Source organism: Pseudomonas sp. MF09150 (assembly GCF_059862355.1).
In genome coordinates this window covers 51,899-78,185 of the sequence record NZ_JCBCUS010000009.1, presented here as the reverse complement: position 1 = coordinate 78,185, position 26,287 = coordinate 51,899, and the positions used below count along the sequence as shown (strand labels likewise).

Here is a 26,287-nt window from a genome sequence, read left to right as displayed (position 1 = left end):
GCCCATGACCCCTGCGCCTGGCGCAATGCTCAAGGCCCCGGCCGAACAGGCCCACGCCGCAGAACTGGCGCGCCTGCAACAGCACGACAGCGGCCCGCGCCCCAGCGGCTGGCGCCTGTCACCGCGTGCGGTGCGCGGGTTTATCCTCGGCGACGGGGCGTTGCAGGTGCGGCGCAAGTTCTATGGCGACGATGCCCTGATCGACCGCTGCATCGTGACCCTGATGAGCAACCGTGGGTTGATGCTGGTGGGCGAGCCGGGGACCGCCAAGTCGATGCTCTCCGAGCTGCTGGCGGCGGCGATCTGCGGCCAGTCGTTGTGCACGGTACAGGGCACGGCCGGGACCACCGAGGAGCAGATCCGCTATTCGTGGAACTACGCCTTGCTGCTGGCCGAAGGCCCGACCCAGCGCGCCCTGGTGCGCGGCCCGATGTATGAGGCGATGCGCAGCGGCAGCCTGTGCCGGATCGAAGAAATCACCCGCATGCAGCCCGAGATCCAGGACAGCCTGATCAGCCTGCTCTCGGACAAAGTGCTGCACGTACCCGAACTCAAGGGCGAAGAGGCCACGGTATTTGCCGCGCCGGGGTTCAATATCCTGGCCACCGCCAACTTGCGTGACCGGGGCGTGCATGAGATGTCCAGCGCCCTCAAGCGCCGCTTCAACTTCGAAACCGTGCGCCCCATCAGCGACCGGCGCCTGGAAACCCAGCTGGTGCGCGAACAGACCGAAGCCCTGTTGCAACAGGCCCAGGTCAAGGTCGACTTCAGCCCCGACGTGCTCGAACTGCTGGTGACTGCGTTCAACGACCTGCGCCACGGCGCCACCGCCGAAGGCACGGTGCTGGAGAAACCCAGCGCGGTGATGTCGGCCGCCGAAGCGGTGGCGGTGGGGTACGCCGCCAGCCTGGATGCCCACTACTTCGGCAACGGCGTGGTCGGCGGCGAGCATATTGCCCGGCAACTGATCGGCACCGTGCTCAAGGACAACCCCGAGGACGGCGGCAAGCTGCGCCACTATTTCGACGTGGTGGTGCGCCAGCGGGCCCAGCGCCAACCGCAATGGCAGCGGGTGCTCGAGGCGCGGCGTGAGCTTGATCGCTGAGGCGTCCCTGGCTGGCACCGGGCTAGACAGCGCCAGCCTGCGCGCCCTGGGTCAGAGCCTGGCCAGCGATGAGTTGATTGTGTTTGCCGTGCGCCACCACAGCCCAGGTTGCGCCTGGCAATTGCAGCAACTGTTCGCCAGCCATCCGCCGAGCGTGGTGCTGGTGGAAGGGCCACGGTCCTTCGACCCGTTGCTGCCGCTGCTGGTGCACCCCCAAGCGCAGATGCCCCTGGCGATCTACACCTACGCCGTGGGCGGCGCAGCGGCGGATTCGCGGCGCGCGGCCTATTACCCGTTCTGTGACTATTCGCCGGAGCTGGTGGCCCTGCGCGCCGCAGCGGCCCAGGGCATTCCCGCACGCTTTATCGACCTCGACTTTGCCGAGCAATGCGCCCTGGAGGCGTCGCCGCCCGAAGTGGAGCTCGGCCAGGACTCGCTGCTCGACGAAGGTCATTACCGGCGCAGCGAACACCTGCAACGCCTGGCCAGCCAGTTGGGCTGCCGCGACCACGAAGAACTCTGGGAGCACCTGTTCGAGGTGCCGGCGACCCGCGGCGATTGGTCCGAGCACCTGACCCGGGTCGCGGCCTATTGCCAACTGGCGCGCCTGGATTGCAGCCACGACGAGCTGCAGGCCGACGGCACCCTGGCCCGTGAGGCGGAAATGGCCTGGCATATCCAGCAGGCCCTGGCCGCCCGGCGTCCGGGGGAGGGGCCGGTGCTGGTGGTGGTCGGCGGCCTGCACGCGGTCGCGTTGCCGGGCTTGCTGGCGACCGGGGTCGAGCGGCCGGCCATCAGCCGCGCCGGGCTGACCGATGAAGCCAGCGCGCTGATCCGCTACAGCTTCGACCGCCTGGAACGCCTCAATGGCTACGCCGCCGGCATGACCGCGCCGGCCTGGCACCAGCGGCTGTGGCACGCCCAGCTCAAGCACTCGCAGCGCAGCGCGCAGGCTCCGGCCCGGCCACGGCAGGCGGCGGCCCTGGAGCTGTTGTTCGAGGTCGCGGAAAAGCTCCGCGAGCAGGCCGTGGCGCTGCCGTTGCCGACCCTCACCGCCGCCTACGAACAGATGCTGCGCCTGGCCACCCTGCGCGGGCGTGATGCGCCGATCCGGGTGGATGTCGACGACGCCATCCTCAGTTGTTTTATCCAGGGCGATGCCGACGCCGACGGCGTCCGGGTGCGGCAAGTGGCCCGCGCCTGTTTCACCGGCCAGGCCCTGGGCCGGGTGCCGCCCGGGGCTGGCACGCCGCCGTTGGTCAAGGACGTGGAATACCGTGCCCGGCGCCAGCGCCTGAAGCTCCACGACTCGCAGCCGCGCCGTGTGGTGCTGGACCTGTACCGGCGCGCCGAACACCGGCGCAGCAGCCAGTTGCTGCATGGCCTGCTGCTGTTGGGCATCCCCTTCGCCTGGCGCACCGGCGGCCCGGATTTTGTCGGCGGCCACGGTTTGCATCTGCTCCAGGAACACTGGGAGTACGCCTGGACGGCCAGCACCGAAGGAGCGCTGGTGGAGGCGTCGGTGTATGGCGCGACCCTGCCCCAGGCGGTGGCCAGTCGCTTCGCCCAGCGCCTGGAGCAACAGGCCGGCGACGGCGTGGCCGATGCCCGGGGTGCGGCGGCGCTGTTGGTGCAGGCCTGTGTGCTGGGGCTGCATGAGCAGTTGGCCACGCCCTTGCAGCATCTGGCGGACGCCATAGGCGCCGACCCGGTATTTGCCTCGCTGGTGGCGGCCACGGCCAGCCTGTCGCTGCTGCTGGAGTCCCGCGAGCCGTTGCAGGCCGCGCATCTGCCGGGCTTGCCGGGGTTGCTGCGCAGTGCCTATCAGCGTGCCACCTACCTCGGCGCCCAGGGCGTGAGCGAAGCCGAGGCCTTGGGGCATGTGGCCTGCCTGGTGCAGTTGCGCGAATTGCTGGCCGGGGCCGCGGGTGCGGAGCTGGATCAGGCGTTGTACTGGGCCCTGGTCAGCCAGTTGCACCAGCAGCCCAACCTGCTGCTGCGCGGTGCCTGTGCCGGCTTGCTGTACCTGGCCGGGCGCTTGTCCGAAGCACAACTGGCCACGGAACTGGCCGGGCACCTGCACGGCCTGCGTCAACCCCAGGAAGCCGTGGCCTACCTGCGCGGCTTGCTGTCCACCGCTCGCGAGAGCGCATGGCAGGTCCCCAGCCTGCTCGAGGTGCTGGACCCATTGCTCAATCAGTGGGGCGAGGCGCAGTTTGTCGCCTGCCTGCCGGAGCTGCGCCTGGCCTTTGCCGAAATGACCCCGCGTGAAACCGACCGCATCGCAACCCGGGTCGCCCAATTGCACGGCGCCGATGACTTGGGCCGGTTGCGCCATGCCTCGCTGCAGGCCGATCAGGTCCAGGCCAACCTGCGCCTGTCGCAAAGCCTGGCCCTGGTGTTGCAGGGCGACGGCCTCGACCCCTGGATGACGCCATGACCCCCCTCGAACGCTGGCGCCTGGTGCTGGGCAAATACGCCGATAAACCCCTGTGTGACGCCGCCGGCGGCGCCGGGCTGGAAGGCCGGGCGGCGCGCATGGACGTGGCCCTGGAATACCTCTACGGCCGTGAATACCAGGGCCGGGGCCTGCGTGAAGACGCTCGCGCCGGCTCCCTCGACCCGAGCCAACTGACCCTGGTGACCTGGCTGGGCGAGGTGCGCGAGCTGTTCCCGGTGGACACGGTGGAGGTGATCGAGCAGCACGCCCTGGACCGCTACGGCCTGACCGAGCTGGTCACCGACCCCCAGGCCCTGGAGCGCCTGGAACCCAACCAACAGCTGTTGCGCACCTTGCTTGCCCTGCGCGGGCACTTGCAGGGCGATGTGCTGGTGATGGTGCGGCGCATCATTCGCCAGGTGGTGGAAGAGATTCGCCAGCGGCTGGAGCCGCAGGTGCGCCAGGTGCTGTCTGGGCGCCTCAATCGCCAGCGCCATTCGCCCATGGCCGTGGCCCGCAATTTCGATGCCCTGGGCACCCTGCGGCGCAACCTCAAGCACTACGACGTCGAGCGCCAGCGGCTGGTGGTGGAAAAACTGTACTTCTTCCAGCGCAATAGCCGGCGCCTGCCGTGGGACATCATCCTCTGCGTGGACCAGAGCGGGAGCATGGCTGACTCGGTGATTCACAGCGCGGTAATGGCCGGGATTCTCGCCGGGCTGCCGGCGCTGCGGGTCAAGGTGGTGGTGTTCGACACCGACGTGGTCGACCTCAGCGAGCATGCGGGCGATCCGGTGGAAACCCTGATGCGCGTGCAACTGGGGGGCGGCACCGATATCGGCAAGGCCCTGCGCTACTGCAGCCAGTTGCTGGAAAACCCCCAGCGCACGGTGCTGGTGCTGGTCAGTGACTTCTACGAAGGGGCATCGCCCAATGAGCTGCTGCGCACCGTCAAGCAACTGGCCGAGGCTCGGGTGACCCTGCTCGGGCTGGCCGCTCTCGACGACCAGGCCAACCCCGATTACGACCGGCAGATGGCCACCAGCCTTGCCGCCTGCGGCATGCAGATCGCCGCCCTGAGCCCGCAGCGCCTGGCCCACTGGCTGCTCAAGGTGATCTCATGAGCCTGCGCCCGGCGCTGCTGGCGCAACTGCTGAGTTTTGACGACGAAGCCTTTGTCGCCCTGGCCAATCGCGGCCTGTTGCGCCGCGCCTATAAAGACCTGGAAAGCAGCCCGCCACGGCTGCTGGAGGAGGGCGCGGAGCACCTGCTGCTGGAGTGCGGCCCTTATCAACTGCGCTTTGATCAGCGCGGGCCGGCCTTTGCCCAGTGCAGCTGCCCGGCCAGCGGCGTGTGCCAGCACATCCTGGCCGGCGCCCTGGGTTTGCGTGAGATTTTGGCCGAGCAGGGCCCGCCGCTGGCGCCTGGCGCCGAGCCCGAACCGGCGCCGGATCAGCGCCAGGTGCTGCTCGACAGCTTGCTCGCGCTGCCCCATGCCGAGTTGCTCAAGCATGGGGGCAAGCCGGGTTATCGCTGGGCCTGGCAGTTCGTCATGGACCTGGACATGGAACAGGAGCTGCACCTGGGCGGCGAGCACAACCTGACCCTGACCCTGGGCACGCCACCCCTGACCCTGCGCTATATGGGCGGCCCCCTGGGTGGCATGCTCGTCGACCAGCGCAGCGGCGCCCTGGAGAAGCACCAGGTGGCGGCGGTGCTGGCGCTGCGCCGTCGGCAAGGGCTGGAACTGATCGCGCCCGAGCCGCTGGGCGGCGCCAATGCCGAGTCGAGCCCGGCCCTGCGGGAGGCCGCGCGCAGCCGATTGCGCCAGGGCGCGCGGCAGTTGCTGGAGGAGTCGGTGGCGGTGGGCCTGGCCCATTTGTCCCAGGCCATGCAGCAGCGTTACGTGACCCTGGCGGTGTGGGCCCAGGGCGCCGATTACCCGCGCCTGGCCCTGTCGCTGCGGCGCCTGGCGGATCAGGTGCAACTGCTGCTGGAGCGGGCGGCCGGGGCCGATGGCCAGCGCCTGTTCGATGAACTGAGCCGCTGTTATGCCTTGCTCCAGGCCTTGGCCAGCGCCGCGCAACGTGGCGAAGAACCGGTGCGCCTGCTGGGCCAGGCGCGCAGCCAGTACACGCCATCGACGGCCCTGGAACTGTGGGGGCTGGGCGCCAATGCCTGGCGCACGGCATCCGGTTACCAGGGCTTGAGCCTGGTGTTCTGGAGCCCGGCGCAACAGGGTTTTTTGTCCTGCACCGAGGCCCGGCCCGAGCTGCAACGCGGCTTCAACCCGTTGCTGCGCTACCGCCATCCGGGCCCCTGGAGCGGTCTGCTGTCGCCGGCCCATGCCAGCGGCCGGCGGTTGTCGTTGATGGGCGCCCAGGTCAATGGCGACGGGCGCCTGTCGGTGGCCGAGTCGGTACAGGCCACCGTGCTTGAACCATTGACCACGGCGCAGTGGCAGCAACTGCCGGCGGCAGCGGATTGGAGCGCTTTGCTTCAGGCCCGTTCGGCCCAGCGCCGCAGCCTGCTGACCCCGGCGCGGCCGATGAACGACTGGACGCTGTTACAGCCGGCTGCCGTGGGCACGGTGCAGTTCGACAGCACACGCCAGACCCTGGTCTGGCCGCTGCACGACCATCAGGGCGCGACCCTGTGGGTCGAGTTGCGCTATTCGGCCTACACCCGGCACGCCATCGGCCGGATCGAGAAAGTGGCTGGCGAACCCTGGGTCGAGGGGGCGCGGCTGGTGGCGCGGGTCTATGAGCAGGCGGGCCGGCTGATTGCCGAGCCCTTGAGCCTGATTCGCGCCGATGCCGCTCCCGGCCAGCCGTTGCTCGATGCGCTGCATTTCGATCAGGCACCGGCCACCGCAACGCCGCTGGCGGTTGTGGATGAGACGCTGGACGCGCCAGAGCAGGAGGTGCTGCTGCCCAGCGGCCACCTGCTACCGGAGTTCGCCGGCTGGTTGTGCCAGCAGGCCGAGCGTGGGGTGGACCCGCACGTGGCGTCGGGTGTCGACCAGGCCTTGCAGCAGCGCGGCCTGGCCCTGCGCGCGGCGGGCTACAGCGCCTTTGAGCGCATGGCGCCGGAGGCCGGGGTGCCGGCGCGGCTGATCATTGCCCACTACCTGTGCCTGCAATACCAGCACTTGCAGGCCGCCGGTGGCGAAATTCCCGCCCGCTGAAGGGCCTCAGTGATCGGCCACCGGGGCCGTGGGCGGTGCCACCTTGCGCATCAGCGGCACCATGGCAGTGGCGACGATAAAGCACAGCATGATCATCAAAAACGCATCGCCATAGGTTTGCGTCTGCGCCTCGCGGTAGGTCAGCAGCCACAGTTGATGCAGGCTGGCATTAAGCCCGGCGTCGCCGCCCAGGCTTTGGCTGGCGAAGTTGCCGCCGACCGTGGCCAGCCACTGGTTGAGCGCCTCGTTGCTGCTGTTCAGGTGCTCGGCGAGACGGGTGAAGTGCAGGTTGGTGCGGTCATTGAGGACGGTGGCGCAGGCTGCGATGCCGATCGCCCCGCCCAGGTTGCGCATCAGGTTGAACAGCCCCGAGGCATGTTTCAGCCGGGCCTGGGACAGGCCGCCGAGGGTCAGGGTCACCGCCGGCGGCACCGCCAGTTGCTGGGCAATGCCGCGCAGGGCCTGGGGCAGCAGCAGTTCGCGGGCGCCCCAGTCGTGGGTGATCGGGCTGAAGTCCCACATCGACAGGGCAAACAACCCCAGCCCGGTCATCATGATCCAGCGCAGGTCGAGACGGTTGGCGAGGAAGGCGTAGAGCGGGATCGCCAGGATCTGAAACACCCCCGTGGAAAACACCGCCATGCCGATGTCCAGGGCGCTGTAGCCACGGACCCGGCCGAGGAACAGCGGGGTCAGGTAAATGGTCGCGAACAGGCCGATGCCGGTGACGAACGAAAAGAAACAGCCGAGGGCGAAGTTGCGGTCCTTGAGCGCCCGCAGGTCGACAATCGGGTTGGCCACGTGCAGGGTCCGGCCGATAAACGCCAGCCCGGCCAGCCCGGAGATCCACGCCGTGCAGAGGATGGTGCTGTCGCTGAACCAGTTCCAGCGCGGGCCTTCCTCCAGGGTGTATTCCAGGCAGCCGAGAAACAGCGCGAGAAAGACCATGCTCAGGTAGTCGGCGCCCTTGAGCAGCGACAGCTCCGGCTGGTCGATCTTGACCAGCATCGGCACCGCCACGGCGACGAAAATCCCCGGCACCAGGTTGATGTAGAACAGCCAGTGCCAGGATGAAACATCGGTGATCCAGCCACCGATCACCGGGCCCAGGGTCGGCGCCAGAGACGCCACTGCGCCGATGGTGGCGGCGGCAATCACCCGCTGCTTGCCAGTGAAGAAAAAGAACGCGGTGGTGAACACCAGGGGGATCATCGAGCCGCCGAGAAAGCCTTGCAGGGCGCGAAAGGCGATCATGCTCTGGATGTTCCAGGCCGCGCCGCAGAGCAGGCTGGCCAGGGTGAAGCCCACGGCCGAGGCGCAGAACAGCCAGCGTGTGGAGAACACCCGCGACAGCCAGCCGGACAGCGGGATCACGATGATCTCGGCAATCAGGTAGCTGGTCTGGACCCAGGCGGTTTCATCGGTGCCGGCCGACAGGCCGCCGCCGATATCCCGCAGCGACGCCGAGACGATCTGGATATCCAGCAGGGCGATAAACATGCCGATGCACATGCTGGCAAAGGCGAAGACCTTGGTCGCGGTGGCCATGCTCGCGGCATCGAAGGGCAACGCCGGAGCGGCGAGGGCGCGACTCATGGCGCGCTGGCCTGGGCCACGGCCGAGGCCGGCGCGGGGTCTTCATGCAGGGTGTTGACTGCCGCGTTCACCGACAGCCCCGGGCGCAGTTGGCCAAGCACGCCGTCCGCCGGGTCGAGGATCACCCGCACCGGCACCCGTTGCACGATCTTGGTGAAGTTGCCGGTGGCGTTTTCCGGTGGCAGCACGCTGAACTGCGCGCCGGTGGCCGGTGCCAGGCTGTCGAGGTGACCGTGGAATTCACGCCCGGGTAGCACGTCGGCACGAATCACCACCCGTTGGCCGGGGAGCATGTGTTCGAGCTGGTCTTCCTTGAAATTGGCGTCTACCCACAGGCCGCTGGCCGGCACCAGCGACAGCAGTTGCGAGCCGGCCTGGGCATAGGCGCCGGGACGCGCGCGGCGGTTGCCGATCATCCCGTCCACGGGCGCCCGCAGCTCGGTGTAGGCCAGGTTCAGGCGCGCCAGGTCGCGCTCGGCCCGGGCCTGCATCAACGCGGCGCGTGCCTGGAGTTTTTGCGTGGCAATCACCTGTAACTGCCGCTGGCTGGCCAGCAACTCAGCCTCGGCCCGGGCGTTCAGGGCCTGGGCGGTCTTGAACGTGGCATCGGCGCGCTGGGCGCTTTCCACCGACACCGCCGAGCTGCCCACCAGGCGTTTGTAGCGCGCATTGTCTTCCCGCGAGCGGCTCATCTCCGCCCCCGTGGCGTCGATCCCGGCCCGGGCCTGGCCAATCACCGCGTGCTGCAATTGCTCGGTGGCGTCGAGGTTGGCCAGCAACGCTTCTTCGCCGGCCACCGCGCCTTCGGCCTTGTCCAGGTTGGCGCGGTAGTCCCGCGAATCCAGACGAATCAGCAGATCACCGGCCTGTACCCCGCTGGTTATCGCTGACCAGCACCTGCTCGATATACCCGGCGACCTTGGGCCCGATCACCGTCACATCGCCGCCGATGTAGGCGTCGTCGGTGGTTTCGATAAAACGCCCGGCGCTCCACCAGTGCTCGGCGTACACCCCCAGCGCCACCAGGGCAGCCAGGCCCAGGGCGCCGAACAGCAGGGGTTTGCGTCGGCGCGATGGGGCCGGTGGCGGGGTGATGGCGGTTTCGGTGGCGGCGGACAGGCTGGTCATGGGAGGGCATCCGAGGCTGAAATATTATGTGCGTAATATGATTCATGTAATATTTTCTAACAAGTACGGATTGCTGCCGATCATCCGGTTGTGGGACCCACCTATTGCCAGGCAAGCGTGCTGGGGCAGGCTCGGCGGTGTGCCGCAGCACAGGTTCATTACAAGTCATGGCCGTTACCAAACACCGCATGCCGGCCCGATGCGGCAGTGACAAACCCCCGACCCCGAACACCGCTTCAGGCGCTCAACCCACTGTTAACCAATGATTTTTTAGCCTGTCGACGGTGAGCGCAGGGCACTGGATTTGCTTGGTCGAAAACTTGCATATGGTTGTATGTACATGTTGGGGCGCGGGCGCTACCTCCAAGGGTCTCAGGCAGACGCAGGATCGACAGGATGAAATCCAGAGTATTTCCAGGGTGGTATGTGGTGGGTGCGGCGCATGTGCTGCTGACCCTGATTTTTGGCGCGGCGTACTCCTTTGGCGCGTTCTTCGTGCCCATTCAGGACAGCTTTGCCGTCGGGCGCTTTTCCGTGGCCTCGGTGTTTTCACTGACGGCGTTTATCTATTACGGCGCCGGGGTTTTTTCCGGGGCCCTGGCCGATCGCACCTCGCCCCGGGCCGTGGTGGGAGCCGGGGTGGTGTTGCTGGCCCTGGGTTTTTTCTTCAGCAGCTATGCGTCCGGCTCGTTGTCGCTGTTTATTGCCCTGTTCTGCTCGCTGGTCGGGCTGGGTGTCGGCCTGGTGTATGTGCCCCTGGTTGCGACCGTGCAGCGCTGGTTTGTCATCCAGCGCAACCAAGCGTCGGGCATCGCGCTGGCGGGCACCGGGGTCGGTACGTTTATCGGGCCGGTGGCGGCCGGTTTGCTGATGCAGCACCTGTCGTGGGAGTTGACCCTGCGCATCTTTGCCCTGGTGATAGCCCTGGTTGGCTTGCCCATGGCGCTGCTGGTCCGGCGCTCGCCCCAGGCCCTGGGCCTGTTGCCGGATGGCGCCAGGCCCGGCGTCGGCGCGCCGGGCCCGGGTGTTGGCGCGTCTCAGGGCATGCGCCTGGGGGAAGCCCTCGGCACAGCGCGTTTCTGGTGTTACTTCGTGGCGATTTTCCTGGGTTCCGTGGGGCTGTTCAGCGCCCTGGTGCATATCAACCCTTATGCACGGGCGCTGGGCGTATCGAGCGCGCAGGCCAACCTGTTCATTGGCCTGATCGGCGTCGGCAATATTGCCGGGCGCCTGTTTTTAGGGCGCCTGGGTGACCGCATCGGCGCCCACCGCCTGCTGCTGGTACTGACCCTGATCCTGGGCGGGCTCAATGGGCTGTGGCTGGGCGCCCAGACCCCAGTGACCCTCGGCCTGTTCGCGCTGTTGTTCGGCCTGGCCAATGGCGGTTGCATCGCCCTCTATCCGTCTGTGGCGGCTGGCTGGTTCGGCACCGCAAACCTGGGGGCCATCCTCGGTGCGCTGTATGTCTCGGTGGGCGTTGCGGCGTTGGCCGGAGGCAGTCTGGGCGGGCTGCTGTTCGATCTGTACCAGAGCTACAGTGCAACCATCGCCCTGGGCGCGTTGTGCGCTTTAGCCTCGGCGGCCTTTATGCAACTCGCCGTTCGTCGCAATAGCAGCGCTCCGATCCACGCGTAAGCCCCGCAATAGAGCGCTGGGCAGGCTTCAGGGAGCATCCGCGGCTGTCAATCCGCGCTTTGTTGACCATGATCAACCCCTGGGTGGCGCCTGGGGCGCAGCCTGTAGTGATCGCTCAATCCAACAGGAGATCATGCTCATGGCCAAGATGAAGGCGGCGGTATTCGTCGAGAAAAACCGGATCGTGCTCGAAGACAAGACCATCCCTGAGGTCGGCCCGCTGGATGCGCTGGTGCGCATTACCACCACCACCATCTGCGGCACCGACGTGCACATCCTGCGCGGCGAGTACCCGGTGGCCAAGGGCCTGACCATCGGCCACGAACCGGTGGGCATCATTGAACGCCTGGGTTCCCAGGTGCGCGGGTTCAGCGAGGGTCAGCGGGTGATTGCCGGCGCCATCACTCCCAGCGGCCAGAGTTTCGCCTGCCTCTGCGGCTGCGGCGCCCAGGATGGACCCGACACCCGCCACGGTTTCCGTGCCGCCGGCGGCTGGAAGTTCGGCAACACCATCGACGGCTGCCAGGCCGAATACGTGCTGGTGCCGGATGCCCTGGCCAACCTGTGCCCGATCCCCGATGGCCTCAGCGACGAACAGGTGCTGATGTGCCCGGACATCATGTCCACCGGGTTCTCCGGGGCCGAGCGCGGCGCGGTGGATATCGGCGACACGGTGGCGGTGTTCGCCCTAGGGCCGATCGGCCTGTGTGCGGTGGCCGGGGCGCGGCTCAAGGGCGCGACCACCATCATCGGCATCGACACCGTGGCCGAGCGCATGCAGGTCGCCCGTGGCCTGGGCGCGACCCATGTGGTGGATTTCAAGAATGGCGACGTGGTGCAGCAGATCATGGCCCTGACCCAGGGCCGTGGGGTGGACGTGGCCATCGAGGCGCTCGGCACCCAGGGCACCTTCGAGTCGGCGCTGCGGGTGCTGCGCCCGGGCGGCACGCTGTCGAGCCTGGGGGTGTATTCCAGCGACCTGCATATCCCTCTCGATGCCTTTGCCGCCGGCCTCGGTGACCTGAGCATCGTCAGCACCCTGTGCCCGGGCGGCAAGGAGCGCATGCGGCGCTTGATGGAAGTGGTCGCCAGCGGCTGCGTCGACCTCTCGCCGCTGGTCACCCACCGCTTCAAGCTGGATGACATCGAGGCCGCGTATGAACTCTTCGCCCATCAGCGCGATGGCGTCATGAAGATTGCCATTACCCCCTGAGTGGCGGATGACGCTCGGCGCGGCACTGGCTTGATGGAGATCAAGTGCCGCGCCGGCAGAGCGCTCACCATGGGCTCCATACCCGACACTCAAGGTCATGGAGAGAAAAAATGAGCCAGTATCAGCGCCTGTTGTTGATCGTCGACCCCGAGCAGCACCGCTCACCCGCCGCGCGGCGTGCCGCCGCCCTGGCCCTGGCCAGTGAGGCGAGCCTGCATGCGCTGATATTTGTCGAGCCGCCGCCGCGCATCCACTTGTGGGAGGAGCGCATGAGTGACGCGGCGCGCGAGCGTTATCTGCAACGGGCCGAACACTGGTTGCAGGTGGAGGCGCAGTGGATGCGCGAGCAGGGGGTCAAGGTCACCACCCAGGTGGTCTGGACCGCCGAGCCGCTCAAGGACATGTTGCAGTATGTCGCGGAGTTTCAGCCGGACCTGCTGATCAAGGACGTGGTGCTGGAATCGGCACTGAAGCGCGCGTTCGTGACCCCCATCGATTGCCACCTGCTGCGCGAATGCCCGGTGCCGGTGTACCTGGTCAATCAGGTGGCCCATGCGCTGCCACGGCGCATCGTTGCCGCCGTCGACCCGGCCGATCCCGACACCCTGATCAGCGGCCACAACGGCCAGATTATCCAGACCGCCAATGCCCTGGCCCTGCAATGCGACGCGCAGTTGCATCTGCTGTACGCCTACGACCTGACTCCGGCCTTCAACCCCGAGGTGCCGATGACGGCGTCCGCCTGGGCCAGCAACATCATGGAAGAGTTGCGCGAATCCCTGCACCGCGCCTTTATCGCCCTGGCCGAGCAATACGGGGTGCCGCCCGAACAGCGGCATTTCGTCATGGGCCCGCCGGTGCCGACCATCGCCGAGTTCGTCGACGAGTTTCTGGTGGACGTGGTGGTCATGGGCACCGTGCACCGTAGCGGCTTTGGCCGGCTGATCGGCAGCACCACCGAGCGCGCGTTGTACTCGATGCCCGGCAGCGTGCTGGCGGTCAAGCCCCTGGGCCAGGGGTAGGCCCGGCCCGGCGCCGGGTCACGGCAGTTTCTTGCAGCGCTCCGCCGCCGGGCGCGGGTGGCCGAACAGGTAGCCCTGGAAGTGCGAACAGCCTTCGGCCTGCAACTGGTTGAACTGTTCGTGGGTCTCCACACCTTCGGCGGTGGTCTTGATCAGCAGGCTGCTGCTCATCCCGGTGATGGCGCGGATGATCGACAGCGCCTCGCGGCTCTGGCCCATGTCCTTGACAAAGGATTTGTCGATCTTGATCCGGTCGAAGGGGAACGAGCGCAGGTCGCCCAGTGACGAATAGCCGGTGCCGAAGTCATCGAGGGCGATGCACACCCCCAATTCCTTGAGGGCCTGCAAGGTCCGCAGGTTGCCTTCGCTGTTGTCCAGCAGCACCGACTCGGTGATCTCCAGTTCCAGGCGCGACGGTGCCAGCCCCGAGTCGGCCAGGGCCAGTTGCACGATGCCCAGCAGATCGTTGTTCTTGAATTGGATCGGCGACAGGTTGACCGCCACCGATTGCTCGGTGGCCCAGCTCGCGGCTTCCTGGCAGGCCAGGTTCAGGGCGCGGGCGCCGATCTCGTGGATCAGCCCGGTTTCTTCGGCGATGGGGATAAAGTCCATCGGCATGATCAGCCCCTTGCTCGGGTGCTGCCAGCGCATCAGGGCCTCGTAGCCGGAAATCTGCTGGTCGTGCTGGCCGATGATCGGCTGGTAATACAGCTGCAACTGCCCCAGGTGCAGGGCGGTGCGCAGGTCGGTCTCCATCACGCGGCGCCGGCGTGCCGCTTCATCCAGCTCGGCGCGGAACAGTTCATAGCGGTTGCGGCCGTTGCGCTTGGCTTCATACAGCGCCATGTCGGCGTAGCGCAGCAGTTGCTCCGGGGTGTTGTGGTCGTCGGGGGCGATGGCGATGCCCAGGCTCAGGCCCACGGCAAAGCTGTGGCCATCGATCAGGAAGGGCGGGGCGACTGCCTCGATCAAGCGGCGCGCGGTGCTCTGGGCGTCTTCGGCACTGGCGAGGTGGGGCAGGACAATGGCGAACTCATCGCCCCCCAGCCGCGCCAGGGTGTCCTGGTCGCGCAGCACGCCGCGCAGGCGCTGGCCCAGGGCCCGCAGCAGGCGATCGCCGAAGGCATGGCCCAGGGCGTCGTTGATGTTCTTGAAGTTGTCCAGGTCCAGGCACAGCGCCGCCGTCAGGTTCTGCCGCCGGCTGCCTTCCTTGAGGGCTTCGTCGAGGCAGGCATGGAACAGGGTGCGGTTGGGCAGGCCGGTAAGTTCGTCGTGGTGGGCCATGTGATGGATCTGGGCATGGGCGGCGATTTCATCGGTGACGTCATCGGCGATCTGCAACACATAGTTGCCACGGGCCTCGGTGCTTTTGCTGAGCAGGGTGCGGGTGCGCAGGGTGCGCGTGCCCGACTGGGTGTCCAGGCGATCTTCGGTCAGGTGCAGGCCGTCGTGGTGCAGGCAATGCTCGGTGAGGTGTTCGATATAGCCGGCGATGGCCGGCGCCATGCAGTCGCTGGCGGTGCGCCCGATCATGTGCCGGCGCTCGTTGCCGAACAGGCGTTCGGCCTGGGGATTGGCCAGCAGGATCTGCCGCGTGGCGACGTCCTGCACCATGACGCTGGACGGGATATTGGAGATCACCGAATCGAGGAACATCGACAGCGAGGCCATTTTCTCGCTTTGGCTTTCCGCCAGTTCCTTGGCCTGCAGCAGGTCCATTTCATATTGGCGGCGTTCGGTGATGTCGCGGGTGATTTTGGCGAAGCCGACCAACTGCCCGTCATCGTCATGGATGGCATCGATCACCACGCGGGCCCAGAACGAGCTGCCGTCCTTGCGCAGGCGCCAGCCCTCGGCTTCGAAGCGCCCGGTGTCGCGGGCGGTATCCAGGTTCTGTTGCGGGGTCTGGGCAGCCTGTTCCACGGGGTCGTAAAACACCGAGAAATGCTCGCCGACGATTTCTTCCGAGGTGTAGCCCTTGGCCCGTTGGGCCCCGGCATTCCAGTTACAGACGATGCCGTCCGGGGTCAGCCTATAAATGGCGTAGTCGATCACGCTCTGTACCAGCAGGCGGTACATCACATCGGAGTTTTCTATCATCGTCAGGGTCTCGAAACGGGTATTGGCCAGACCGCTTACAGGGGCAACACACGCCTGCGGGTGGGGCTCAAAAAGAGGCCGCACTGAATAGCAAACAGGTTTTTGTCTGACAATGGTTCTTTAGTACAGGTTTTGTCGGGTTCAGCGCTGTACTTGAGGCTCGGGAGCAGGGCTGTCAGAGGGACGGGGCACCGGGCCGCACACAGCAAAACGGCCTTGATCCGGGAGGATTCAAGGCCGCTGGCATTACCCGATCAAGGCTCAGTGCTGCATGTGGTGCTCAGGCATGTTCAGCGCCCGCACCGGCGCCTGGAGCTGGATCGACTCCTGCTCGCCCTTGGCGTTCTGCACCGTCAGGGTCAGCGGCACCTGGTCGCCTTCCTTCACCTGGGCCACCAGGTCGATCAGCATCACGTGATAGCCGTGGGGGTCGAAGTTGACCGCCTTGCCGGCCGGCAGGTCCACCGCTTGCACGGCTTCCATGCGCATCACGTCGTTGTTCATGCTCGATTGGTGGATCTGCACGGTCTTGGCCACCGGCGATTGCACGCTCAGCAGTTTGCTGTCGCTGTCGGCGGTCAGGGTCATGAACGCGCCGGTGGCCTGCTGGCCGGGTACGGTGGCGCGGACCCAGGCGTCGTCGACCCGGGTCTGGGCCGACGCGTGCCAGGCCAGGCCCAGCAGCGAAAGAATGGCCACGGCCTGTTTGGCGCGGCGGGCAAAAGCAGGGTTACGAGGGGCGGGGTGCATCAGCAGACCTCCATCACGGTAAGCAGATCTTCCGCGCATTCCTGCGCGGTCAGGGAAGGGGACAGCCCCAGGCGCAGTACGCCGCGGGAGTCGAAGACAAAACTGGTGGCGCTGTGGGACAGGGTGTAGGTCGAGCCGCTGGGGATCTTTTCATAGAACACGCCGAACTCCTTGGCGGTCTCCGCGGTTTCTTCCAGGGTGCCGTACAGCGCCTCGAAACTGGGGTCGAAGGCCTTGACGTAGGCCTTGAGTACCTCGGGCGTATCGCGCTCCGGGTCCAGGGTGATGAAGATCACCTGCAGGCGATCACCGTCGCGCCCCATCAACTTCTTGGCCTGCACCGCCCGCGCCAGTGCCGTGGGGCAGACCGCCGGGCATTGGGTGAAGCCGAAGAAGACCATGGGCATCAGGCCCCGGTAGCTCGACAGCAGCTTCTGATTGCCGTCGGTGTCGCGCAGCTTGAAGGTCCGGCCGAGGATCTTGTCGCTCAAGTCCTTGCCGTACTTGTAGGAGAGTTTGCTGCTGCTGTCGCAGCCGGCGAGCAGGCCCAGGCCCAGCAGGCCCATGCCGGCAATCACTTTGCGGCGGGTGACTAAAACACTCATGCATTACTGCCCTTTGCCAAGGCTGGCAGTCGAAGAAGGCCAGGCGGTGGGTTTGTTTCAAGGCCGCGGATATTAACAAACCCCGGGCCGTTGGGGCGCCGGAGCACGACGACAGGTCACCGCGGCCCGCCCCCGAACCGCCACGCCAGGCCCTGGATCAACGCTGCGCCGGCAGCCCTCGCGACCACCTGAAAAACCGCGCAGGCACTGCTGTGGGCGGGCTGCACGCAGACCAAGGAAAAACCGGCGGTGGGCAGATGCGGTTTGCGCAAGGCTGGCCCCATGCCTGTTCCATGCGACATTGCGCCGCAGGTGCGCGGGCAGCGCCGCCGCTGGCCCTGTAACCCCAGTAACTGTGGGGTTTCAGGCCTCGACTGTGCACCCCAGCAGTGGCAACTTGAGCACGAACTGACTGCCCAGGCCCGGCCCGGCACTGTGGGCCGAGACGTGGCCGTCGTGGGCCAGCACCAGCTCGCGGACCACCGTCAGGCCGATGCCGAGCCCACCGCCATCGAACTTCATGGCGTGCACATCCTGCACATAGGGCTCGAAGATAAAAGGCAGCATGGCGGCCGAGATACCGATCCCGGTGTCGCTGATGATGACTTCCACGGCCCCCTCGGCGACATGCACCGAAAGCGCGATCTCACCTTCCAGCGGCGTGTACTTGGAGGCATTGCCCAACAGGTTGCCGAAGATCTGCGCCAGGCGCAGCGAGTCGCCGTTGACGGGGATTTCCTGTTTCGGCAGTTGCACCCTGATCTGCTGCCGGCGCAGTTCCATTGCCTCATGGCAGGTTTCCAGGGCCTCGGTGATGATCACGCCGAGGTCGATCGGCTGCCGGTCCAGGCGCAACTTGCCGGCACTGACCCGGGACACGTCCACCAGGTCTTCCACCAGCCGCGACATATGCCGCACCTGGCGCTCGATGATTGCCTGGATCCGCGGCAGCTCCTCATGCTTGAGGCGCAACAGCATGCCGGCCGTCAGGCTCAGCGGGGTCAGGGGAGTTCGCAGTTCATGGGCGACCTTGGCCAACAGGTCCTTCTGCTGCAGAAACGCCTGCTCGGCCCCCGATTGCAGCTGCTGGGCGCTGAGGGCGGCCATCACCAGCTGCTCGTTGGCCTCGCGCAATTGCCCGATATGCAGGTGTTCCGCTTCATTCCCGCGCCGGTCGTGGCTGATGTCACCGAAAGGCGCTGGCAGGGCGATGCCCGGCAGCAGGTGTGGGTCGTGAAACTCGAAACCGCCGCTGCCCTGGCGCTTGGCCCGATACATGGCGGCATCGGCCTGGTCGATCAGTTGCTGCGGGTGCTCGGCGTCATCGGGGTACAGGCAGATGCCGATGCTGACCTTCAGGCTCAACTCGTGCTGGCCGACGTGGTACGGCGTACTCAGGGAACTGATGATTTTTTCCACGACCCGGGTCGCATCGGCCTTGCGCGACACGTTATTGAGCAGGATCAGGAACTCGTCGCCGCCGTAGCGGCTCACGGTGTCGGTCTCGCGAACCAAGGCCTTGAGGCACTGCGCGACTTGCTTGAGCATCGCATCGCCTACCCCATGGCCAAGGCGATCGTTGATCACCTTGAAGTCGTTGAGGTCGAGAAACAGCAGGGCAAAGCCATCGCCCAGGCGCACCGCGTTGGCGATGGCGTGTTCGATGCGGGTGAGCAATTGCCGGCGGTTGGGCAGGTTGGTCAGGTCATCGATGCCGATCGAGTGGGAGATCTCGTGCAGCGCCTTGGCCGCCGTCTGCGCCTCGTCCTGAGCCCGCAGCAGGCGGATCACCAGTTCCTGGTTGGCCTCCAGCAACGTATTCGCCGGGCCGCGCTGCGCCTGCACCACCTCATCCTGCAGGCGTGCCAGGGTCGCCCGCACTTCCAGCGTCTGCACCCGCAACTGCGCCAGCTCTTGCTGAGCGGCGGTCAGTGAGCGCGGGTTATCGCTGCGGGCATCGTTCATAAGTGCCGCTCACTGCTCAGGGAGGCTGTGCAGGGGCAAGGGCACGTCCACCGCCGATTTGCGCGATGGCCGGCCACCCAGCAACCCTTCACGGTCGGGCAGCATCTGGCCGATGCGGATCCCGCGGTCATCGATGTCATACAGACGCAACTGGTCGGAGTGAGTGCTGGCCCGCACCTTGACCACTGCCATCACCCGCAGCAGGCGGCTGTCGACCTCGATGTAGCGCTGGACGATGATGGCGTCGGTCATGAAGGCCGTGCCATAGGGGCTGAAGCGCAGGTCGGTGTAGCGGTCTTCCAGTTCCGAGGTCATCAGCACGCTGACCCCGGCCTGGGCCATGGCGCTGACCAGGCGCGACAGCGACTCGCGAAAGTCCTCGCGGAAGGTCGGCGCCAGGGCCAGCTCGAACCCGGACAGCGAATCGATCACCACCCGGGTTGCCTTGAGCCGATGGATCTCGTCCAGCAGCAGGTGGACGATCTCATCGATCGACAGGTCCGGCGCGCGGCTGTCCACCAGACCAACCTGGCCCGACTCGATCAACTGCATCAGGCCCGGGTTATGGGAGCGGCTGGGGTGTTGTTCGAACACTGCGATCACCCCGGTCTCGCCCCGGCGTGCGCCTTCGGCGAGGAAGGTCGCGGCCAGGATACTCTTGCCCGAACCGGACGGGCCGGCCACCAGCAGCGAGTACCCCCCGGGCAGGCCGCCGCCGAGCATCTCGTCGAGGCCCGGCACGCCCATCGGCAGGCGCTCGCTCAACGGCTGCGGGCTCAGTGCCCCGGGTGCCGGGCTGTGACAGGCGCTCGGGGAGAAGATCTTCACCCCGGCCTGGCTGATGCGAAAACTGTGCAGGCCGGGCAGGGTCGGCTGGCCGCGCATTTTCATGATTTCCATCTTGCGCACCATGGAGTTGCGCTGGACGCTCTGGCGCAGCCAGATCAGGCCGTCGGCCACGGTGAAGATCGGGTTGGTGTCGGTCTCGGTGAAGTACTCGCCAATCAGGAAGGTGGTGGCCTGCCAGGTGGTCATCAACATGCCCAGCTGTTGCACGAACTGCGGCAGGTTGTTGTTGGGGTTGTCCTGGGTGCGGCTGGCCAGCACCACCGAACGGAACGAGTCGACGAATACCAGCGCCGGGCCATGGGCCTCGACTTCGGCGACGATGCGCCGCAGCACTTCGTCCAGGTCGCCGGCCAAGGTGTCGTCCGCCAGGTTGATGTAGCGCACCGAATGGTTGACCGACTCGCTGTCGAAAAAGTCGAACTGCTGCTGGTAGCGCAGCATCTTCAGCGGCGGCTCGCCGAGCACGGTGAAGTACAGCGCCGGGCGTTCCGGCGTGGCCAGGGCGAACATCATCTGGTGGGCCAGGGTGGTCTTGCCGCAGCCTGGGGGACCGGCGATCAGGTTGAAGGAGAACTCCGGCAGCCCGCCGCCCAGTACTTCATCCAGGCCTGGAACCCCGGTAGCCAGGCGGTTGATTGTCACTTTGCTGCTCATGGCGAAATGTCCTGCGGGGCTGTACCGCTAAAAGAGTGTTCCCACACAGAACGAAGCAGACGTTCGGTGAGCGAGGGGCCGACCAGGGTGGCGAGCAACTCGTTGAACGTGGTCAGGAGCGTGACGCTGGCGGTGAAGGTGTCGGCGCTGTGTTGCCCGGCCAGAAACTGCTCCAGTGGCGCCAGCTCCATCACGCTGTGCACGTTTTCAAGCACCGCCGTCAGGCCGTCGCAGCCGGGCGTGCAGAGGAACAGGCTGCGCCTGTAGAGGGCGGCGACTCCGCGCTGGCCGATGATAGGCGTCAGGGCGGCGTCCATAGCCTGCAGGGTCGACACCGTGGCGGCGGCGACCTGCGGGGCACTCGGACTCTCCCCGGCACGCCGGGTCAGCGATTCCGTGATCCGGCGCTTGTCTTCGCTTTCCATGGGCTTGGTTCACTAAAATTGTTGGGGCCAGGCGGTGTGTCGCGACCAGTGCCGGCGAGGCATCAAGGCCTGTGCCGTATACCTGTCGCGACAGTCTGGAGGGGCGCCCGGGTCTTGTCTGTCTGTTAGCGCACATAGTGGCACTGCGATTGCCTGGACCTTGTCCAGAATCGGGCAATGGGCCTACGGCGTTTGTCGATTCAGCGTGGCGTAGCACTCGCAGGCGGCCGCTTCCAGCCCCGTGCGGTCGAGGATGGTGATCTCGCCACGGCTGTAGCGGATCAGCTTGCGCTGCTGCAAGACCCCGGCGGCCACGGTCACGCCGCTGCGCCGCACACCGAGCATATTGCCGAGGAACTCATGGGTCAGGTGGAAGTGGTCGGCGTGGGCGCGGTCGTGAATCATCAGCAGCCACAGCGCCAGGCGCGGTTCGATTTCATGAAAGTGCGTGCACACCGCCGTTTGCGACAGTTGCAGCAGCAGGCGATACAGGCTGCGATCCAGCGCCGCGCGCAACAGCGGGTTGGCGGCCAGGGCCAGGGGCAACTGGCCCAGGCCCATGCGCAGGCAACTACCGGCGCCCTGGACCACCGCGCGCAACGGCGCCGTCTCGACCCCCAGCAGCACACTGGCCCCAAGCACCCCCTCGTTGCCGGTCAGGCCCATCTCCAGCGGCGGGTGGCCGCGCAGGGTCGCCACCAGGGAGATAAACGCGGTCTGCGGAAAATACAGGTGCTCCAGCGGCTGGCGTGCCTCGCACAAAACCTTGCCGAAACTCAGCTCCACGGTTTCGCAATGGGCCAGCACACTCAGGCGCTGCCCCGGGGGCAAACCCTGGATCAGCTGATTGTGTGCGCTGCGGATCAAGGTGGCTGGCATGCGAAGGTCCTGTAGCGCATCAGGTAGCAGAGGATGAGTGGTGATGCAGTGTGGGCAACATCCGGCAGCGGGTCTGTTCGCTACAGCACAGAGTGTGGCGAAGAGGGGAAGGCCAAAAGACCGGCGGCTGAGTTTCAGACTCACCTTATAGCCCCGCTCTCGATCCGGGCCTTAGATTCCCGCAGCCGGGACCAGCTCGCACGCCTATGGCGAGACCTGGGTCTGGCAGTTCACCCGTTGAACCCGTTGGAGCACATCAAGGATGACCGTTGCCCCCAAACCCACCTCCCGAATGGGCTACCCCTTCAACGCCCAGGACGGCAAAACCTTTGCGGATGTCCAGGACGCCTACGCCGGGTTGGCGCTTGCGGACGGTGGCCATTTCCCCCTGGGCAACAATGGCCACTTTCACGGCGGCATCCATTTCGACCGTGGCACGGCCAACGTGTTTTCCACCGAGGAGGGGGTGCAATGCGTGGCCGACGGAGAGATCGTCGCCTACCGAATCGATGAGCATTACCTGGATGCCACGCCGGTGGCCGATACACCTCTGGAGGCCGGTGCCGAACCGCTCGCTAATGCCGATCAAGGTCAAGAAGCCCAGGCCACGGCTGTGTTGCGACCTTACTCCACCGGCTTTGTCCTGGTCCGTCACCGTCTGCAAGCACCCCCTCTGCCGGCCCCCGCCAGCGACGACGATTTAGCGTCAGCCAGCGTCGAACCCGACTACGGCACCCGACTGGCAACCCGAGCCCACGGCCCCACCGTCGGTTGGCTGCCGCTGTACGCACGCGTTGCACTGATGGAACTGCAAAACGGCTGGGCCAAGGTCCGCATCCAGCCGCCCTCGGTTGCCACCTGGACACGCGAACCCGTGGCTGAGCCCTGGCTCCCCCTCTACAGCCTGGACCGCCTGCCCACAACCTTGCCCAATCGCTGGTTTGGCGGCGAGCCGCCGGTCGCAACCGTCGTGCTCGGCAGCCAACCCAAGCCGCAGCCTCCGATGTGCAAGCCCGCCGCCGTCATATCGCCGCCGGAGCTTGTCCTGTACAGCCTTTATATGCACCTGGCCGATGGCGCGAGCTACCAGGCAACCCTCGACCGAACGCCCAGGTGGTGGCCCAAAAAGCAGCACCGCGCCGGCCTGAAGACCAAAAACCAGTGGACCCTGAACGACCAACTGATTGAGGGCCTTACGGTCAGGGCGCTGGATAGCAGCACCTAACTGGGAATACTGGTCCGCGGCTCAGTGATCGAAATCGAGCCGATGGCAGGGAATGATAAATGGGGCCTGGTCCGGCGCATTGTCGAGGGCGGTATTGCCACCCAACCGGACGGCGTTCAAATCACTGAGCTGCAGGTTCCGGGTCGGGTGTATCTGGAGGAATTGGAGGCGTTCAGCGCACCCGCCGCCTTCGACAACATCGAGATCCCTGTGCCACCGATTCCGCTCAGCATGGGCGAGGTCATCGGCCACCTGGGCCAGCAAGTCTCCAGCTCCGAAACCTTGCTGGCCAACCAGCCGGCCTCGCGCCCCATGCTGCACCTGGAAATCTTCAGCGCCGAGGATGTGCCGCGCTTTCTGCTCGACAGCCGCCGTTACGCCGAAAACCTGCCGAAACAGCACTGGACCCTGGTGCGGCTGCGCCAGGGCGACCCGATCAAAGCCGAACCCAGAGACGATGCCCCCTCGGTCATCGACCTGGCGACAGACTGGACCACGGGCATCACCCGCCACACCACCGTGCAGCAGGATGACCACCAGCAGAGCTGGGTCAACGTCCAAGTCCTGGCAGCAGACGGCTCCATCGTCCACGGCTGGGCCAAAGACACCGACCGCCGCCTGACCCCCTGGCATTGGCCCGGTTTCGACGTCGTCGACGCCGCCAGCAACCAAGCCGGAACCTGGTGGGACGGCACCGCCAGCGCCTTCGTCGACTTCCTCAGAGGCGGCCAGCGACCCGAAGAAACCCCATTCTTCAAACACATCCGCCAACTCATGGGCTTGAACAACCAGGGCGAACTCAGTGAAGAAAACCTGGACGCCGCCTTGCAGAATCGAGCGCTAGCAAAGCGCGTGGGAGGCTTGATCGCCTATCACACCAGCGAATGGCACGTCCCGTCCTGGGCCGGCAAGTACGGCGTGATCTCCGAGATCGCGGTCAAGCTCGGCAAGTGGGCCATGGACAATGTGAAAGCGGAAAAGAACCGCGTGATGAAATTGCGTTGGTGGGGGGAGGTGGCGGCGGATATTGGGTTACCGGAGGGGGCGAAGGTTTATCACTTTCATCCGGTTGGAATGTTTGACATGTTGTCTGTCCGTCTTCATCCAGTCATCACACTTTATGGTGAAGATATAGAGCTAGAGTTTTTAGGAGTTTATAAAGGTGAGGATCTTACGGGTGAAGAAATAAACTCAGCAGCAAAAGAACTAAAATGCGAGCCGGGGCTAATTTATGCGATCGCCCGACAAGAGTCAGCGCACTCGTCTTTTGTAGATGTAGATGACGAGACAATACCAGCGATTCTCTTTGAGAGACATTGGTTTGCGCGTCTCACCAAATTACCCAAATTAAGACAGTCTCATCCGGAAATTTATGGCCCCGCTTATAAAAGAGCTAAAAAAGGTAGCAGCGGAGTCTACAAGGATGTGGGGACTGGAAAAGAAGTAGCGGCCATCGACGTGTACGGACCCTATGGCCGGCCTCAATATGAAAGGCTGATTACGGCTTATCGATTAGATGAAGAGGCAGCACTCCAAGCGTGTTCGTGGGGGAAGTTTCAAATAATGGGTTTCAACTATCGAGCGGCAGGGTTTGATAGCGTTAAAGCGTTTACGGCTGCAATGTCTCTCGGTGATGCAGAACATATTAAAGCATTTCTCAAGTTTGCTAAAAATAACCCTGTTTTACTAGATGGGCTTAGGCAGAAAAATTTTGAGAAGATTGCCGCGGGTCATAACGGTTCGGAGTGGCGATCAATAAATCCGGATTATGCAAAAAATATAGAGAAATTTTATAATGAGTATGCGAAGTTCAATCGTTAATACGTTATTAGTATTGTGTTTTATTATGGTTGGGTTTGCTTTTTTTCAAAGCGCTCATGCTCAGAGGAGTGAAAGTCTCTGCAAGAAAACTGAAAGAAATATTATGTCTTTTACGGAAAATAATACAAAAAAAATCGCCTCCATTTGTGAGGGTGAAAGCTCGGCGTACTTGGTTTATCGGTTTGGGGAAGTTGGAGGTGTGGAGCTTGAATATCCACATGAGCAAAATGAAGAGTCTTGGTCTAAATTTCGCTACAGTGGTTATTTTAGGGGCGGCGGCGTCATAAATGATGCGAGAGGGGATTATACCTTGAGTTTCGTGAATTCAGGGGTGGAGTATACCGTCTTTCAAAATTGGAGCTTGGGAAATAAAGAATACAATCTTGGGGTTTTTGTAGATGCTCCGAACGTTTCGACAGTCTTGAAAGCAAATAAAGATACACAATCGGGTTCGCTTGAGTTATTGAATGGAAATCCTAAAATCCGCAATGCTTGGAGTGGGGAGTAGCTAATGGAAGTTGATGCTTCATGTTGTTAGCAGCAGGGAGCAGAGTACTTTTGTTGTCAGTTGTAAGGTGGTCGTACCATGGCTAAATGTGTAGGGTGAATGCATCAATATATCTGTTTCGAATGCTGATGTTAGCTATCTCGTTTTCAACAGTTTTGTTGAGGGTGTTTCAAAAGTTTTTCAAAGTGAACTTTATAATGAAGAGCTCCATCTCGTGCTAAAGGGGTGGTTAAAAGTTGCTGTAAAGACGAGCCTAAACGCTTAACACGTTCACCCCCATTGTTCGCAGCTATTGAAAACCTCCACGATGTTGCAAAGAACCCCGTTCCACCCACACAACACTGCGCCCCAGGCGCAAGGTGCGCTCCCACAGCACCAAGCCCTAGCCGCCCAAACGGTGGGCCGGCAAATAGGGCAGCAGGCGTGCGGTTTCGTTGCGCACTACGGCGTAGCACTCGCAGCTCAGTTGTTCGAGCTGGGGCCGGTCGATCACGGTGATGTGGCCTCGGCTGTACTCGATCACTCCCAGGCGCTGCAGCTTGCCGGCGGCTTCGGTGACGCCCTCGCGGCGCACGCCGAGCATGTTGGCGATCAGTTCCTGGGTCATGATCAGCTGGTTGCCGGGCAGGCGGTCGAGGGACAGGAGCAGCCAGCGGCACAGTTGCTGGTCGATGGAGTGGTGGCGGTTGCAGACGGCGGTCTGGGCCATCTGGGTGATCAGCGACTGGGTGTAGCGCAGCATCAGCAGGAGCATTTCGCCGTGGCGGTTGAACTCGTCCTTGAGCCGTTGCCCGGGCAGGCGAAAGGCGTGTCCCGGGCTTTGCACAATGGCCCGGCTCGGGGTGCTTTCGCCGCCCATGAACAATGACACGCCCACCAGCCCTTCGTTGCCGACCACGGCGATTTCCGCCGAGGCACCGCTTTCCATCACATACAACAGGGACACGATGGCGTCGGTGGGAAAGTACACGTAGCGCGGGACGTCCCCCGATTCGTACAGGACCTTGCCCAGGGGCAGGGCGATCTGTTCCAGGTCAGGGATCAGGCGCTGCTTGACCGGCTCCGGGAGCGCGGCCAGCAGGTAGTTCTGGTGTGGCTTGTGTACATCCAGCATATGCAGCGCCACCTTTTAGAAGCCATTCCCCCAGGAGCCATTTCCCGGTTGGTCAGGGTAGTCCAC

Annotated in this window: 19 protein-coding genes and 1 pseudogene; 10 read left to right on the top strand and 10 right to left on the bottom strand. The window is 64.7% G+C overall.

All coding sequences use genetic code 11. The features are described from left to right. The first annotated feature begins 4 nt into the window (after nucleotides 1-4). From AC19YX_RS28360 to AC19YX_RS28345, 4 genes are read left to right on the top strand one after another with little or no spacing between them, the layout of a single operon-like run. Nucleotides 5-1,105: an ATP-binding protein gene (locus AC19YX_RS28360; protein WP_078473958.1), complete on the top strand. Its 1,101-nt coding sequence runs from the start codon at nucleotides 5-7 to the stop codon at nucleotides 1,103-1,105. Next, nucleotides 1,089-3,545, top strand: a complete 2,457-nt coding sequence (locus AC19YX_RS28355; RefSeq protein ID WP_500607576.1) for a DUF5682 family protein — start codon at nucleotides 1,089-1,091, stop codon at nucleotides 3,543-3,545. The genes AC19YX_RS28360 and AC19YX_RS28355 overlap by 17 nt, the downstream gene beginning before the upstream one ends. Beyond that, complete coding sequence (locus tag AC19YX_RS28350) at nucleotides 3,542-4,669, top strand: VWA domain-containing protein (RefSeq protein WP_500607575.1); 1,128 nt, start codon at nucleotides 3,542-3,544, stop codon at nucleotides 4,667-4,669. Before AC19YX_RS28355 ends, AC19YX_RS28350 begins: the two co-directional genes overlap by 4 nt. Beyond that, entirely contained in the window at nucleotides 4,666-6,732 is a 2,067-nt protein-coding gene (locus AC19YX_RS28345; protein WP_500607574.1) for a YehQ C-terminal OB-fold domain-containing protein, read from the top strand. Before AC19YX_RS28350 ends, AC19YX_RS28345 begins: the two co-directional genes overlap by 4 nt. A gap of 6 nt (nucleotides 6,733-6,738) precedes the next feature. Here AC19YX_RS28345 and AC19YX_RS28340 read toward each other — a convergent pair whose 3' ends face one another. Together AC19YX_RS28340 and AC19YX_RS28335 are read right to left on the bottom strand one after the other, a co-directional pair. Then, on the bottom strand, nucleotides 6,739-8,328 hold the full coding sequence (locus AC19YX_RS28340) for a DHA2 family efflux MFS transporter permease subunit (RefSeq protein ID WP_078473962.1): 1,590 nt from the start codon (nucleotides 8,326-8,328) through the stop codon (nucleotides 6,739-6,741). Next, nucleotides 8,325-9,456, bottom strand: a pseudogene (locus AC19YX_RS28335) (HlyD family secretion protein). The gene AC19YX_RS28340 and the pseudogene AC19YX_RS28335 overlap by 4 nt, the downstream one beginning before the upstream one ends. 396 nt (nucleotides 9,457-9,852) lie before the next feature. On the opposite strand from AC19YX_RS28335, the gene AC19YX_RS28330 reads away from it, so the two are divergent. From AC19YX_RS28330 to AC19YX_RS28320, 3 genes are all read left to right on the top strand, one after another. After that, nucleotides 9,853-11,091, top strand: a complete 1,239-nt coding sequence (locus AC19YX_RS28330; RefSeq protein WP_500607573.1) for an MFS transporter — start codon at nucleotides 9,853-9,855, stop codon at nucleotides 11,089-11,091. 139 nt (nucleotides 11,092-11,230) lie between these two features. Further along, the gene (locus tag AC19YX_RS28325; RefSeq protein ID WP_020296873.1) at nucleotides 11,231-12,304 is read left to right on the top strand and encodes an NAD(P)-dependent alcohol dehydrogenase; all 1,074 of its coding nucleotides are present in this window, start codon (nucleotides 11,231-11,233) and stop codon (nucleotides 12,302-12,304) included. Between the two features lie 110 nt (nucleotides 12,305-12,414). Beyond that, nucleotides 12,415-13,326, top strand: a complete 912-nt coding sequence (locus AC19YX_RS28320) for a universal stress protein (protein ID WP_500607572.1) — start codon at nucleotides 12,415-12,417, stop codon at nucleotides 13,324-13,326. A gap of 18 nt (nucleotides 13,327-13,344) precedes the next feature. Here AC19YX_RS28320 and AC19YX_RS28315 read toward each other — a convergent pair whose 3' ends face one another. The 7 genes from AC19YX_RS28315 to AC19YX_RS28285 form a co-directional block, all read right to left on the bottom strand. Further along, a complete protein-coding gene (locus AC19YX_RS28315; protein WP_500607619.1) occupies nucleotides 13,345-15,432 on the bottom strand; it encodes a sensor domain-containing protein in 2,088 nt (695 codons plus the stop codon). A gap of 255 nt (nucleotides 15,433-15,687) precedes the next feature. Next, nucleotides 15,688-16,176, bottom strand: coding sequence for a copper chaperone PCu(A)C (locus tag AC19YX_RS28310; protein ID WP_078473966.1), 489 nt, complete (start codon nucleotides 16,174-16,176; stop codon nucleotides 15,688-15,690). Further along, nucleotides 16,176-16,781: an SCO family protein gene (locus tag AC19YX_RS28305; RefSeq protein WP_020296877.1), complete on the bottom strand. Its 606-nt coding sequence runs from the start codon at nucleotides 16,779-16,781 to the stop codon at nucleotides 16,176-16,178. The genes AC19YX_RS28310 and AC19YX_RS28305 overlap by 1 nt, the downstream gene beginning before the upstream one ends. A 363-nt stretch (nucleotides 16,782-17,144) precedes the next feature. Next, nucleotides 17,145-18,746 carry a diguanylate cyclase domain-containing protein gene (locus AC19YX_RS28300; RefSeq protein WP_500607571.1) on the bottom strand — a complete coding sequence of 534 codons (1,602 nt, stop codon included), beginning with the start codon at nucleotides 18,744-18,746 and terminating at the stop codon, nucleotides 17,145-17,147. Between the two features lie 9 nt (nucleotides 18,747-18,755). Next, nucleotides 18,756-20,249, bottom strand: coding sequence for an ATPase domain-containing protein (locus tag AC19YX_RS28295; protein WP_500607570.1), 1,494 nt, complete (start codon nucleotides 20,247-20,249; stop codon nucleotides 18,756-18,758). Continuing rightward, nucleotides 20,246-20,674, bottom strand: coding sequence for a hypothetical protein (locus tag AC19YX_RS28290; RefSeq protein WP_238596250.1), 429 nt, complete (start codon nucleotides 20,672-20,674; stop codon nucleotides 20,246-20,248). Before AC19YX_RS28290 ends, AC19YX_RS28295 begins: the two co-directional genes overlap by 4 nt. A gap of 183 nt (nucleotides 20,675-20,857) precedes the next feature. Continuing rightward, entirely contained in the window at nucleotides 20,858-21,553 is a 696-nt protein-coding gene (locus AC19YX_RS28285) for a Crp/Fnr family transcriptional regulator (protein ID WP_500607569.1), read from the bottom strand. A gap of 262 nt (nucleotides 21,554-21,815) precedes the next feature. On the opposite strand from AC19YX_RS28285, the gene AC19YX_RS28280 reads away from it, so the two are divergent. From AC19YX_RS28280 to AC19YX_RS28270, 3 genes are read left to right on the top strand one after another with little or no spacing between them, the layout of a single operon-like run. Further along, on the top strand, nucleotides 21,816-22,778 hold the full coding sequence (locus tag AC19YX_RS28280; RefSeq protein WP_500607568.1) for a hypothetical protein: 963 nt from the start codon (nucleotides 21,816-21,818) through the stop codon (nucleotides 22,776-22,778). Between the two features lie 24 nt (nucleotides 22,779-22,802). Beyond that, a complete protein-coding gene (locus AC19YX_RS28275; RefSeq protein ID WP_500607567.1) occupies nucleotides 22,803-24,599 on the top strand; it encodes an N-acetylmuramidase family protein in 1,797 nt (598 codons plus the stop codon). Then, nucleotides 24,574-25,107: a hypothetical protein gene (locus tag AC19YX_RS28270; protein WP_500607566.1), complete on the top strand. Its 534-nt coding sequence runs from the start codon at nucleotides 24,574-24,576 to the stop codon at nucleotides 25,105-25,107. Before AC19YX_RS28275 ends, AC19YX_RS28270 begins: the two co-directional genes overlap by 26 nt. A 382-nt stretch (nucleotides 25,108-25,489) precedes the next feature. Here AC19YX_RS28270 and AC19YX_RS28265 read toward each other — a convergent pair whose 3' ends face one another. Further along, the gene (locus AC19YX_RS28265) at nucleotides 25,490-26,221 is read right to left on the bottom strand and encodes a Crp/Fnr family transcriptional regulator (protein ID WP_201131786.1); all 732 of its coding nucleotides are present in this window, start codon (nucleotides 26,219-26,221) and stop codon (nucleotides 25,490-25,492) included. Nucleotides 26,222-26,287: the final 66 nt, after the last annotated feature.

Bases quoted from the DNA above. Each gene is read 5' to 3' on its own strand.
- AC19YX_RS28360 (WP_078473958.1), top strand. From the start codon at position 5: ATGACCCCTGCGCCTGGCGCAATGCTCAAGGCCCCGGCCGAACAGGCC.
- AC19YX_RS28350 (WP_500607575.1), top strand. From the start codon at position 3,542: ATGACCCCCCTCGAACGCTGGCGCCTGGTGCTGGGCAAATACGCCGAT.
- AC19YX_RS28345 (WP_500607574.1), top strand. From the start codon at position 4,666: ATGAGCCTGCGCCCGGCGCTGCTGGCGCAACTGCTGAGTTTTGACGAC.
- AC19YX_RS28340 (WP_078473962.1), bottom strand. From the start codon at position 8,328: ATGAGTCGCGCCCTCGCCGCTCCGGCGTTGCCCTTCGATGCCGCGAGC.
- AC19YX_RS28330 (WP_500607573.1), top strand. From the start codon at position 9,853: ATGAAATCCAGAGTATTTCCAGGGTGGTATGTGGTGGGTGCGGCGCAT.
- AC19YX_RS28325 (WP_020296873.1), top strand. From the start codon at position 11,231: ATGGCCAAGATGAAGGCGGCGGTATTCGTCGAGAAAAACCGGATCGTG.
- AC19YX_RS28320 (WP_500607572.1), top strand. From the start codon at position 12,415: ATGAGCCAGTATCAGCGCCTGTTGTTGATCGTCGACCCCGAGCAGCAC.
- AC19YX_RS28310 (WP_078473966.1), bottom strand. From the start codon at position 16,176: ATGCACCCCGCCCCTCGTAACCCTGCTTTTGCCCGCCGCGCCAAACAG.
- AC19YX_RS28305 (WP_020296877.1), bottom strand. From the start codon at position 16,781: ATGAGTGTTTTAGTCACCCGCCGCAAAGTGATTGCCGGCATGGGCCTG.
- AC19YX_RS28300 (WP_500607571.1), bottom strand. From the start codon at position 18,746: ATGAACGATGCCCGCAGCGATAACCCGCGCTCACTGACCGCCGCTCAG.
- AC19YX_RS28295 (WP_500607570.1), bottom strand. From the start codon at position 20,249: ATGAGCAGCAAAGTGACAATCAACCGCCTGGCTACCGGGGTTCCAGGC.
- AC19YX_RS28290 (WP_238596250.1), bottom strand. From the start codon at position 20,674: ATGGAAAGCGAAGACAAGCGCCGGATCACGGAATCGCTGACCCGGCGT.
- AC19YX_RS28285 (WP_500607569.1), bottom strand. From the start codon at position 21,553: ATGCCAGCCACCTTGATCCGCAGCGCACACAATCAGCTGATCCAGGGT.
- AC19YX_RS28280 (WP_500607568.1), top strand. From the start codon at position 21,816: ATGACCGTTGCCCCCAAACCCACCTCCCGAATGGGCTACCCCTTCAAC.
- AC19YX_RS28270 (WP_500607566.1), top strand. From the start codon at position 24,574: ATGAGTATGCGAAGTTCAATCGTTAATACGTTATTAGTATTGTGTTTT.
- AC19YX_RS28265 (WP_201131786.1), bottom strand. From the start codon at position 26,221: ATGCTGGATGTACACAAGCCACACCAGAACTACCTGCTGGCCGCGCTC.